The sequence below is a fragment of the Acetobacter musti genome (assembly GCF_011516835.1).
GTDB classification, from domain to species: Bacteria; Pseudomonadota; Alphaproteobacteria; order Acetobacterales; family Acetobacteraceae; genus Acetobacter; species Acetobacter musti.
The window spans coordinates 17,393-29,457 of sequence record NZ_WOTB01000014.1 but is presented as its reverse complement, the minus strand read 5'-3'; the positions used below and the strand labels follow the sequence as shown (position 1 = coordinate 29,457).

Here is a 12,065-nt window from a genome sequence, read left to right as displayed (position 1 = left end):
CTAATGACGGGGCCGCTGTGTGGCGGACGTAGCTCAGCTGGTTAGAGCGCCGGTTTGTGGTACCGGAGGTCGCGGGTTCAAGTCCCGTCTTCCGCCCCAGCATAAATTCTCCGGAACAATCAATACGTTACCCTGAGATTGCAAAGCATCTCCGTGATGCTGCGTTACATGCTCACCGTTACACGTTTGCAGAGCGGTGACAGGTCCATCAGCCATCCTGAAAAGACATAGTTTTCAGCGCGTCTGAGCGTCCCCCGAAGATCGCCGGGCCGACGGTCTGCGCCGGAGAATCGTTCGCTCCCCTGCCACCAGAGATCACCGTGAGCAGCCATCGGCGCCATCCGCCACAGGCTCAACGCAGTCCCGGAGGCCGTTTCAAAAGGGCGTTTATGTATTTTGCAAACAGGAGACAAAGCAGGGCTCTGCCCCTGCATCCGGAAGGGATCGCAGATCCCTTCACCCATTTAATTTAACAGTCCGGGATCAAAGGGGCCGCGCCCCTTTGTGGGGTTCGGGGCAAAGCCCTGAAAAGCCATCCCGTCTGTATTTGCAAAATATACAAACGCCTTTCAAAAGCCTGCCTGTGAAACCTCATGTAAATTACAAAGAAGTTTCCGGGGGCCGCCTTTTTCCAAAAGGGTGGCACCTCCTGAAGCTTTTTGAAAAAAGCTTCACCAAAAACTTTTATTCATTTTCATCGAAGACTTACTCTGAAGTTCTTTTTGAACCCGGCCGGAACCGCCGGAGGGCTCATGGGTGTCCGGCAGATGCACTCAAAGGGCAGACAGCGCGGTTGTCCGCCAATGCACCCGAAGCGGAGAAACAGACCCGGATCAGCCCGGACGGCGGAGATATCTCAGCAGCGTCTCGGGCTCATCCGTCTGAATCATCGAAACACCGGCGCGAATCAGACGGCCCCATACGGCATCGGGATCGCGCAGAGCTTCCGTGTCGCCACCATAACCGGCAATGAACCCGTCCCAGAGCGTGTTGTTCCACAGGCGGACATGGAGCCTGCGCGCCTCGTCAGCAAGCGCCGGAAGAGCCGGACCCGGCATCCGGGGAATCTCGAAACCCAGGACCGGATGGTCCCCCGTGGCCTGCCGGCGCGCTATGGCAGGCAGATCCGTGGCGGACGAGTCACCGGAGGCGAGAATCGGCATAAAGGGAACCTGATTATACGGCGCGAGCGACGCAAGCGGCAGGCTGTTCGCCCCGGCCGTGTTCTTCACAATCACCCGGCCGGAGGCTCCCGCGCGCATGACAGTCGCGATCACCTCGGCATAAATCGCGTCCTTGATATCCAGATTGAGCACGATATGGCTTCCGGCCCTGGCCAGCATCTCCTCAAGCGTGGGGATCGACTGATTCGTCACTGCCGCGCCGGACCCGCCTTCGTTATTGCGAAGACGCAGTTTTCTGATCTCCGCCAGTGTCAGATCCGCCACGCGGCCATGCCCGTCAGTCACGCGATCGACGGTGGCGTCATGGATCATGACCAGGGCGCCGTCACGGGTGCGTCTGACGTCCGTTTCCATAACGTCAACACCGAGCGTAATACAATGATCGAGCGCGTCGAAGGAGTTTTCCGCAGCTTCCGGCAGACCGTGCCACGGCGCCGCGTTATGACAGCCGCGATGCGCCACAACGACCGGACCGCCATTCGGATCGAGAATACGCGGCATCGGACCGCCGGCTGACGCGGCCAGAGCTGGCAGGCCCCAGATGAGGACGGCGCCGGCGAGCCCGGCACGGGCAAAAGCAGCACGAACGAGCCGGGAGCACTTTGCGCGCGTCTGATTCAGAAAAACCCGGCGCATTACTCGAAGGTTCCGGCGATGGTGACAATGGCCGAAAAGCCGGAGCCAACATTATATGTCGGCTGAGAACCGGTAAGGGTCGTTCCGTAAATCCCCCTGATCTTGCTCGCCGCTGTAACGGTGTATCCGGTCATGGACGAGAGATAGTGAACATCGCCGAGATTTGCCAGGCTGAGCATCGCCTTTGGATGGAAGCGGCCGAATTTCGGCAGATAACGCCCCACGGAGACATCAGCGGTAAAGTAAGCCGGAATACCCTGATCGTTCATCAGTGTTGAATACTGTGAATCCGAGTAACGGAAGTTGAAGTTTCCGAATGTCGTGCCGTCGTCATAGGTCAGGCCAATGGAAGCGAGAAATTTCGGCGAGGCGACTTCCTGCTTGCCTTTTGTCCGCAGATAATCGCCGCCATAGGCGATATTGTTATCGACCGAAGTATGCATGTACTGACCGGACGCATAGGCGCTGAAATGATGCCAGGGTCGCGTCGAAACTTCCGCCTGAATACCACGCGCCGTTTCGCCACCGGCATCAATCGGCTGCGAGACGGTGAGGGTCGAGTCCGGAAGATAGGACACACTGTTAATCTGATGGTGCGTCAGATTATAATTGAAACCGGCAACACTGAGCATCACCGGACCGTAATGCCGGAACCCGATCTCTTCACCGATCATGAATTCCGGCGTGTAATTGCTGAGCGGCAGTGACGCAGCCTGACCGGTGCTGAAATTGTAAGTCGAAACCTGCGACTGAAAGGAAGAAGGCGCGCGATACCCGGTCGTACCGTTGATGTAGATCTGGTTCTGCGGATCGATCTTATAGCTCAGCAACACCTGAGGAGTCGGGACGAACATGTTCTTCACCGATTTATACGGTGACGCCCCGGGAAGATCCTCGGTGAACTGACGACTGATCATATTGACGCGCAGACCGGCGCCGATGGTCAGACGGTCATGAAGCAGGCTGAGATCATCCTCCAGAGCGAGGGCATTGAGCTGCTGCGTGCCGTTGATGTTATACTGGGTAACAGCTTTTCCACCAGCCGTCAGATAGCCGTTCGACTTCGCGTAGCGTCCCTCTGAATCGACGGCATAATGATCCTGGAATTCCGTGTGCACAGCATAGGAATACCAGTAGGAAAACTTCAGTGTATTGAAGCCGCGTTTCCACGCGCCAATCATGTTCAGACCGCTCGTCGTCTGCACCCAGGGATGAATGCTGATAGCCGTAACCGTGCCTGTTGTTCCCGGCGCATATCCGTCGAGGGTGCCATACTGCTGCGTGCCGTAATAACCGCCGGAAATCGGAATACTGGCGCCGTAATTGTTCGGGCCGTAGGTTTCGACAGCATAGGGCTGAGCATCCAGCGTCAGACCGTTTCCGAGATCAAAATGATTTTTGATCGTGCCGACAACCGCGTTCGTGGCTTTCGTGTTGAGCTTGTAATACGCGGTGTTCCCCGGTGTATAGACGCCGCTTGTGTTGTAGCTGTCGCCATACTGGTGCCACTGCGCGAGAGTGGGATACAGCCATTCGGTCTGATTGGCATAGTTATAACTGAAGATGACTTCCGAACTGCTCTTTCTGGCCCATTGTTTTTCCAGAGCCGCATCGAGATGCCAGCGATACATATCGCCAGGGCCACGCCAGAGATTGGCGCTGGAATAGGAACCGGAGACAAATCCTTTCACGCCGCTATGGCCGATCTCCCCCGTGTCGACCCGGACGAACTCCTTGTTGGTGCTGTGCGTTCCGCCGGAGGCCTCGACATAAGCGCCGAATTTATCGGCGGCGTGCCTCAGATTCAGGGTCATCTGCGCGCCGTCGGCATTGTAGGTCGGAGCGGTGAGATCGGAAGAACCCTGACTGACCGAAACGGAGGAAAGGTTCTCATTATCGACCATGGCCGAGGTATAGGCGCCGTATGTGAACGGATCTGCGAGCGGCATGCCTTCATAGACCATGCCGATCTGCGTCTGATCGAGCCCGCGGATATGCAAAGTCTCTGCCGTCGTGCTGAGCGGTCCTTCGCTGTTCCCCTGCACGCCCGGAAGACTGGACACCAGCACGCCGGGATTCACCAGCGGGGACTGTTTGGAAATATATTCCTGCGTGACCTCGCTGACACTTTTCCCGATAGTCTGTCGCGCCATCATGCCACCGCCCAGCACGACGCGGCGGGCCGCCTGGACGCTGGCAGTCTCCCCGCTCCCGGCAGCGGCGATCCCGGCTGACGCCGGGCGGCGACGGGCTGTAAGAGGTGCGGCCGCGACCTGCGTTGTCTTCTCACCTGTCTGAATGGTCCGGTGCTTCCGGTGAGCCGGATGCGCTGTGTTATGAGATACGGATGCGGCCCGGACCGGGGAAGAAAACGGCAGGAATGTCGCGGCGGCCAGCGAGGTGCCTGCGAGCAGGCAGGCAAGAGGAGTGAATTTTTTAAATTTCATTGAATTATCAGTCCACGTTCCAGACGAACCACACCGGGATCGAGCGGCGACGGGAACGGGAGGTATGCGTAATCAGGGCGTATTACAAAAGACAGTTTTATTACGGTTTCATGCAGGTTCTGTGAATAAGGAAACCTGCGCTCCTCCCGGGATTGATGTTCCGGAATTTTTGATTTCTTCTGCGCAGGCTGTCAGTTTCCAGGAGAAACCATGATCCGGTCACCCTTGCTTTTCGCAGCGTCCCTGCTGTCCGCGACGTGTCTCGTTTCGTCCGCGGCGCGAAGCGAGAACGTCGATGACGGGGTCCGGCTTAATCAGATTCAGATCATCGGAACGCATAACAGCTACCGGACCGATATTTCTCCGGCGACATTGCACTGGCTGACAAAGCAAAACCCGAAAATGGCGGAAGCTCTCGATTATCGTCATACGACAATCGACCGGCAGCTCGACGGCGGAGTGCGTCAGCTTGAAATCGATATCTACGCGGACAGCCAGGGCGGAGAATACAGCCACCCCCGTGGTCCGGTCTGGGAAAAGCAGGATGGCGTCACACCTGATTCCGATCCGATGTCCTCAGCGGCAATGCAGGGAACGGATTTCAAGGTCATGCATATCGTTGACGTTGATCAGCACTCGAATTGCGAGCCTTTCCGGGAATGCCTGAAAATTATCGGCGCATGGTCGAAAGCGCATCCCGGCCATCTGCCGGTTTTCGTCGATCTTGAAACCAAACAGGACGTGCCTTTTGCTTCCGCGAAACGTCCCTTCACGAAACCGGAGGTGTTTACCCCGGCGACTTACGACCGGCTGGATCAGGAGATCCGCGAGACGATCGGCGCGGATAATATTCTGACACCCGATACCGTGCGCGGAAATTTCCGGACTCTGGATGAAGCTGTGCGAAAGAAAGGCTGGCCGAACCTGGCCGAAGCACGCGGGAAAATCGTCTTCCTGTTTGATCGCCCGCATGACACAGCGCGCTATGTACTGAACCATCCGGCGCTGCGGGGACGAGTGATCTTCACCAATTCAAAGCCAGGCGATCCGGACGGTGCCTTCACAGAAGTGAATGAAGGTTTCGTCGGCCAGAAAGGCAATGGCAGCGCCGCTGTCGATAATGCCTCCGCTGCTCAGATGATTCCGAAACTGGTGAAAGCGGGTTATCTGGTGCGGACGAGAGCGGATGCCAACACGATGGAAGCCCGGTCCGGTGACACATCACGCCGCGATGTGGCGTTCGCAAGCGGTGCACAGATCATCAGCACGGATTATCCGTCCTTCGAACCGGCGGCATGGCACGATTATGTCGTCGCCTTTCCGGGTGGCCTGATCGCACGCTGCAACCCGGTGAATGCGCCGAAGGAATGTGACAACCGCGCCCTGAACTGAGCAGCAACCGGAAGTAAGATAATTTTGCTGACAGAACTTCACTCTGTCCGGGATGCTCCGGGACGATCGGCCCTCCCTCATCTCACAGCAGACCAGATCAGTAATTTCAAAGGTGCATCTGTTTTTCTGACGGACCCTGCCGGAAGCCCCACACCAGTTCCCGCTCACCCGGTTTTCCGGGGCTCTGCCCCGCACCCCGCAAAGGGACGCGGTCCCTTTGATCCCGATCTGTAAACGTGCAGGCCAATCCCCCAGACCGGCCCGCACATTTCAGAATCCCCTCATCCGGACAGCACTCTTTCCAGCCGATCATGACCGGTCCACATCTCTGTGAATGATTTACCGGCTCCGGCTTTCCGCACCCTGTCGGAAACGCAAGCAGATTCTTGCTCTTGACTGCCAGATTCTCTCAAAATGGCAGTCTTCCGCGAATCAGCGCCCCACCCCGACTGCAACACAACCGTCATATTACCCACAGATTCCGTGGACAGCTCATGGAATAACTCTGTGGATAACCCGTACAGCAACAGGCAGGACACGGGTTTCCCTCACGTTTCCCGCTTTGTTCTCCCCGAATCCACAAAGGCTCCGCCAGCCGGGTCCTGCCGCAAAAAATCCGCCAGGTGTGTCACAGGCGCCTCAGCCAGCCAGAAGACCCCGTCACAGAACCGGAAAACCCCTATTCCTCCGACCGGCGGTCAGCGAGACTCATGACAATCGCGAACAGACCGGCAATAGCAAACAGATCAATCAGCACATCAAACATACAGGGCAGCCCTCAGAACCCGTCCTGCTCCCCCGATACACGACTTTGTCTGTCCTTCGGTTGCTCCGGAATGTCCAAATATGTCCGGACCCGGCATTCCGGCATTTCAGAGCCGCGCCTCAGCCTCACAGGCCACGCCGCACCACCGGGAAACCACGCACCGCCAGCAGGAAGACACCCCTCAGAAAGCCCCGAAGCTCTTCCAGATCATGTAAGCCGCCACAACAAAGATCACACCCGAAAACACCGTCGTCAGCGCCCCGCGCGACCCCGCCATCCGGCACGCCGCCCGCATCCCGCCATAACTGCCCAGCACACCGCCAGCAATGAACAGAACCGCCAGCCCCCAGTCGATATACCCCGACAGCATATAGCTGAACGCCGTACTGAGCCCGAACGCCGCGACCGCGACCAGAGAGGTCCCCACCGCATTGAGGATCGGCATGCCGGTCGTGGCAATCAGCGCCGGCACAATCAGAAACCCGCCGCCAATCCCGAAAAACCCGGAAAGAACGCCCGTCCCCGCCCCCGCTCCGGCCACCTTCAGCACATTGCCACGATTGCAGGTCGCGCCCTCACACCCCTGACTGCGCCGGCACCGCAGCATCAGAAACCCCACGCCAACCATCAGCAGCGCGAAAAGAAAAAGCAGCCTGCGCCCGTCAACCGCCTTCCCGAACCAGGCCCCCGCCAGCGCCCCCGCCACACCGCAGGACGCAAAAACCGCCGCGCACCGCCATTTCACATTCCCCGAACGGGCATGCTGCGCCAGCCCCGCCAGCGCATTCACCGCCACGCTGAGCGCACTGGTGCCGATGGCGACATGCGGGTCCGGAACACCAACGACATACACCATGAGCGGCACCGCCAGGATCGAACCGCCCCCGCCGATCAGCCCCAGGGTAAAGCCAACCAGAACGCCGGAGAAAAGCTCGGCAGCGATATGCGCCAGGTCAGGAGTCACAGCAAACAGCCCGGACAGAAAAAGGCCACACCCCGAACATCCGCCGGCAGAACGGACCAGGCAGGACAACCGGGGACAGCACAGACCGGGACAGCACGGAAACGTCCTCAGGCAGCCACCCTGTCCGGCTTCACCATGAACTCATGCCCCCGAAGCATCTCCCAGTAGAGACGCGGCATCACATCCTTCTTGAGGAACCAGGCCAGACGCGTGGGCTTCGTGCCATCGAGAATCCATTTCGGCAGCGTCGGCATCAGCCTGCCGCCATACCCGAATTCAGCGAGCACGATTTTGCCCCGCTCGACAGTCAGCGGACACCCGCCATACCCGTCATAGGCAAAGACAGGCTCTTTTCCATCAAGCGTCGCCAGCACGTTCAGCGCCACCACCGGCGCCTGCTTGCGAACGGCGGCAGCCGTCTTCGCATTGGCCGTGCCGGCAACATCCCCCAGCGCATATATGTTCCGATACGTGACATGCCGCAGCGTCGCCGGATCGACAGCCACAAAGCCGGCCTCATCCGCAATCCCGCTCTCCCGCACAAAACCGGGCGCAACCTGCGGCGGCACCACATGCAGCATGTCAAACCCACGCTCCACCCGCTCCGGGCCATTCCCGCCCTTACGCTCGAACGTCGCGATCTTCCGCGCGCCATCCACAGAGACAAGACGCGAACCAAGCTGCAGATCGACCCCGTAATCCCGGATATAATTCATCAGAGGCGGCACAAAGGCCGGAACGCCGAACAGCGCCGGCGTACAGGTGTCGAACTCCACACTGATCGCATCCAGCACACCCCGGCGACGCCACTCATCGCAGGAAAGATATACCGCCTTCTGCGGCGCCCCGGCGCATTTGATCGGCATCGGCGGCTGCGTGAAAACCGCGCTCCCGCGTGAAAGCTCCTGCACAAGCTGCCAGGTGTACGGCGCCAGATCGTAACGATAATTGGACGTGACGCCATTACGCCCGAGCGTCTCCTCAAGACCCGGAATCCCGCCCCAGTCGAGCACGATCCCCGCCGCGATCACCAGCACCGAGTAAGACAGCGGAGACCCGTCCGCCACAACAACCCGCCCCTCATCCGGAAGGATGCGCTCAACCCGGCTCCTGATCCATTCCGCCCCGCGCGGCATCAGCGACGCCTCAGCACGGCGCGTCTGCCTGGCGGTAAAAACACCGCCCCCGACAAGCGTGAAACCCGGCTGGTAAAAATGCTCCGCGGAAGGCTCGATAATGGCGACGGACAGGTTCGGCCGGCGACGCAGAAGTCCGGCAGCCGCCGAAAGCCCCCCGGCCCCGCCACCAATGACGACAACATCGAAACGCCGCCCCGGCACAGAACCCGCCGCAGAGTCAGACGCCGGGCGCGACACCGGACCAGACGCGGAACCCGCAGCAGAGTCCATCGCAGAATTCACCACGGAACCCGGCGCCTCCCCCACCGCCGCTCCCGGCGCCCTGTCAGCGACAGGCGCCGCATTCTCCTGCAGAAACCCGGAGACCGGAGAAAGATCCACGCCGATCTTCCGCCCCGCCGCCAGAATGTCGCTCTCAGCCATGTTGCCCGTCTCGGCGAACGCCCACAGCATGGCGGCCCGATTGCCGGAACGGCAATATCCCAGCACCGGCCCGTCCACACCCCGCAGAACGACCCGCATCCGGCTGATATCGGTCTCCGAAGGCAGCGTTCCGGACTGAAACGGCACCGCCTCAAAAGTCAGCCCGGCCGCAATCGCAGCCCGCTCAATCTCAGCCGCGGATGCCTGATTTTTCTCCTCCCCGTCCGGACGGGTGCAGACAATCGCGCGAAACCCGCTGCGGGCCGCCTCCGCGACATCCTCCACAGTGATCTGGGACGTAACGGAATAACGCTCGGTAAGCTGACGGAGATTCATGATACAGGCCTGTTTCTCTGTGTTCTTTCCGGAAAAGCCGGCCGGAAAAACCGGAACGAAGTCGCTCTGATCAGGGAAGCCGCAACCCACGGCCGCCGTGCCCCCTGAGCCCCCATGACCCCGCACCACCACGACCCGGCAGCACGTGATCCGGAAGCATATGACCCCGGCCGCCGCAACACGGCATCACCGCAACCCGGCGCGACCGGACCTCCCGCGCACCAAAATCACGCGGCTCAAAGTCTGTTGACGGGCACCTTGATATAGCTGACGCCATTCTCCTCCGGCTCCGGCAGATGACCAGCCCGCATGTTCACCTGAACAGATGGCATGATGAGAGACGGAAGCGAAAGAGTTCTGTCGCGCGCGCTGCGCATGGTCACGAAATCATCTTCCGCGACACCGTCATGCACATGAACATTATGCGCCCGCTCAGCCCCCACCGTGGTCTCCCACGCAAAGACATCGCGGCCAGGCGCCTTGTAATCATGGCACAGAAAAAGCCGCGTCTCCGCCGGCAGCGACAGAAGCCGCCGGATCGAACGGAACAGCATCCGCGCATCGCCACCAGGAAAATCGGCGCGCGCCGTGCCATAATCCGGCATGAACAGCGTGTCGCCGATAAACGCCGCATCGCCGATCACAAAAGCCATATCCGCAGGCGTATGACCCGGAACATGCAGCGCAATCGCAGGAATGGACCCGACACTGAACGTATCGCCGTCCTGGAACAGATGGTCGAACTGCGATCCGTCGCGGGCGAATTCGGTCCCCGCATTGAAGATCTTCCCGAACACATCCTGCACCCGCCTGATATCGGCGCCGATCGCAAGCTTCCCGCCAAGCTGCTCCTGAAGCCAGGGCGCGGCGGAAAGATGATCGGCATGCGCATGCGTCTCAAGCTGCCATTCGACCTCAAGCCCGGTCTCGCGGACATAATCCACAACCTTCTGCGCCGAACCATGCTTCGTGCGCCCCGACGACGCCTCATAATTCAGAACACTGTCGATCACCGCCGCCTTCATCGTCGCCGGATCATGAACGACATGCGTGGCCGTAAACGTCTCCTCATCGAAAAACGTACGAACGACCGGCCGCAAAGCCGGGTCCGCAAGCGCAGCCATGACCTGCCGGGTCGCGGCTTCCACAACAGGATCGGCGGCAGGGCCTGAAGGCCGGGAAGAACCGGACATGAAACGCATCCTTAGTTTCATATTTTATATAAATATGTATTCGTAACTGTGCTAAATTATTAAGTGTCATAAAGTCAAGAAAATCCGCCATAACCAGGCGGGACGCTGCCTCGCTGTCCATGCAACGTCTCGCATGAAACGCGGCTGATCCCACCCCGGACGTACCCGCCTTCCCCAACCCGGAATAAAGCCGGTCACTCCGGCGTCGTTCAGCACAGACCAGCAATTTCCGGAAAAGCGATAAGAAGCCGTTTCAAACGCCTTAAATGGACAAAAATCCTCATAACAAACTGATGACGTTATGCTTTTTGTCTCCGTTCAACTGCCCGTAATAAGCATCTCACGATAAACCTTTGATAAAAAACAATAAAAGTTTTTGGGTGCCGCCTTTTTCCAAAAAGGCGGCGTCTCTGAAGCTTTTTGAAAAAAGCTTCACCAAAAACTTTTTATAATTAACAGAAGGTTTCGCAGGCAGGCTTTTGAAACAATCTCCAGGACCGGTCTCCGGCCGCCAGAGCTTATCACAAGAAGGCATCCCGTACACGACACCCGGGATCTGTTTCATCACACCGGCTTCCGAAGCCCATCATAAACTCGTTTCGGAAAACAACTGATAAAAACAGCTATGTTCTGTGCGCCGATGTGTCATGAACACCCGAAATGAGCGCCGGAAATTGACGCAGATCAAAGATCGCCACAGCAGCGGGTGATACGAAAAATACAAGGTTTTTCCAGACGGTTCTGCCATCAGACGAACCGGAGGCCGGCCAGACCGGCAGCATGACCAGCGGTCGTGTAAACCGGCAGCCGGACCGGCCGGGAAAAACCATACGAGACGGCACGCCGTTCTGGCCCGGGGAGCGGCGGCGCGATGCATCCGGACCGGGCAGAAGGAGAGAATGTCATGACCAGTCAGGGAAATAACGGACGTCCGCAGATCGTACGCGTGCCGGCCGGCATGGTCCGTGTCGCCGACCCGTTCACGGCGCTGGAGCGCCAGATGGTCCGCCTGTTCGATGATTTCAAAGACCCCGCCGCCACAGGCAACGCCCAGAAAGCCGCCGGCCGCATCGGCGCCACCGACGTGACCGAGGACGCCAAAGGCTACACGATCGCCGTCGAGGTTCCGGGCTGCGCCGAAAGCGACGTCAAACTCTCGGCGACAAACGGACTTCTGACCATCAGCGGCGAAAAGAAACGCCCGGAAGTGCCCGAGGGAACCAAACAGCACCTGGCCGGACGCTGGTTCGCCTCCTTCGAGGATTCCTTCGCAATCCCCGAAGACGCCGACGCGGACAAAATTTCAGCCAGCATGAAAAACGGCGTGCTGACCGTGGTCATGCCCCGCAAACCGGAAGTAAAACCCGCCGAGCGGACAATCGCCATCCACGCCGGCTGAAGAAACAACGCCTCCAGGGGTAAAGCCCCGGGAAAACACCACTGTCCTTTGCAAAACAGAGGACAGCGCAGGGCTCCGCCCTGCACCCGGAAGGGGTCACAGACCCCTTCACCCCTTTTTATTTAAACAACCGGGATCAAAGGGGCCGCGCCCCTTTGCGGGTCTCAGGGCAGCGCCCTGAAAAAA

Annotated in this window: 8 protein-coding genes and 1 tRNA gene; 3 read left to right on the top strand and 6 right to left on the bottom strand. The window is 59.1% G+C overall.

Going from position 1 to position 12,065, the window contains the following annotated elements; translation table 11 throughout:
• Positions 1–22 precede the first annotated feature (22 nt).
• Positions 23–99 (top strand) — tRNA-His (locus GOB93_RS11480).
• Between the two features lie 734 nt (positions 100–833).
• On the opposite strand, the gene GOB93_RS11475 is transcribed toward GOB93_RS11480, so the two are convergent.
• A complete protein-coding gene (locus GOB93_RS11475) occupies positions 834–1,820 on the bottom strand; it encodes a glycerophosphodiester phosphodiesterase family protein (protein WP_173583645.1) in 987 nt (328 codons plus the stop codon).
• Positions 1,820–4,267, bottom strand: coding sequence for a TonB-dependent receptor (locus tag GOB93_RS11470; RefSeq protein WP_173583644.1), 2,448 nt, complete (start codon positions 4,265–4,267; stop codon positions 1,820–1,822). The genes GOB93_RS11475 and GOB93_RS11470 overlap by 1 nt, the downstream gene beginning before the upstream one ends.
• A 210-nt stretch (positions 4,268–4,477) precedes the next feature.
• Here GOB93_RS11470 and GOB93_RS11465 point away from each other — a divergent pair, with 210 nt between their 5' ends.
• The gene (locus tag GOB93_RS11465) at positions 4,478–5,659 is read left to right on the top strand and encodes a phosphatidylinositol-specific phospholipase C1-like protein (protein ID WP_173583643.1); all 1,182 of its coding nucleotides are present in this window, start codon (positions 4,478–4,480) and stop codon (positions 5,657–5,659) included.
• A 947-nt stretch (positions 5,660–6,606) separates the two neighbouring features.
• Here the strand turns inward: GOB93_RS11465 and GOB93_RS11460 are convergent.
• The 4 genes from GOB93_RS11460 to GOB93_RS11445 all read right to left on the bottom strand — a co-directional run bounded on the left by GOB93_RS11460 (position 6,607) and on the right by GOB93_RS11445 (position 11,045).
• Positions 6,607–7,389 (bottom strand): TSUP family transporter, encoded by a 783-nt coding sequence (locus GOB93_RS11460; protein ID WP_173583642.1) that lies wholly within the window; start codon positions 7,387–7,389, stop codon positions 6,607–6,609.
• Between the two features lie 107 nt (positions 7,390–7,496).
• Positions 7,497–9,287 (bottom strand): bifunctional protein tyrosine phosphatase family protein/NAD(P)/FAD-dependent oxidoreductase, encoded by a 1,791-nt coding sequence (locus GOB93_RS11455; protein ID WP_173583641.1) that lies wholly within the window; start codon positions 9,285–9,287, stop codon positions 7,497–7,499.
• Positions 9,288–9,523: 236 nt separating this feature from the next.
• The gene (locus GOB93_RS11450; RefSeq protein ID WP_408742392.1) at positions 9,524–10,411 is read right to left on the bottom strand and encodes an MBL fold metallo-hydrolase; all 888 of its coding nucleotides are present in this window, start codon (positions 10,409–10,411) and stop codon (positions 9,524–9,526) included.
• A 409-nt stretch (positions 10,412–10,820) separates the two neighbouring features.
• Positions 10,821–11,045 (bottom strand): hypothetical protein, encoded by a 225-nt coding sequence (locus tag GOB93_RS11445; protein ID WP_206752612.1) that lies wholly within the window; start codon positions 11,043–11,045, stop codon positions 10,821–10,823.
• Positions 11,046–11,351: 306 nt separating this feature from the next.
• Between GOB93_RS11445 and GOB93_RS11440 the strand changes: the two genes are divergently transcribed.
• On the top strand, positions 11,352–11,879 hold the full coding sequence (locus GOB93_RS11440; RefSeq protein ID WP_173583639.1) for an Hsp20/alpha crystallin family protein: 528 nt from the start codon (positions 11,352–11,354) through the stop codon (positions 11,877–11,879).
• Positions 11,880–12,065: the final 186 nt, after the last annotated feature.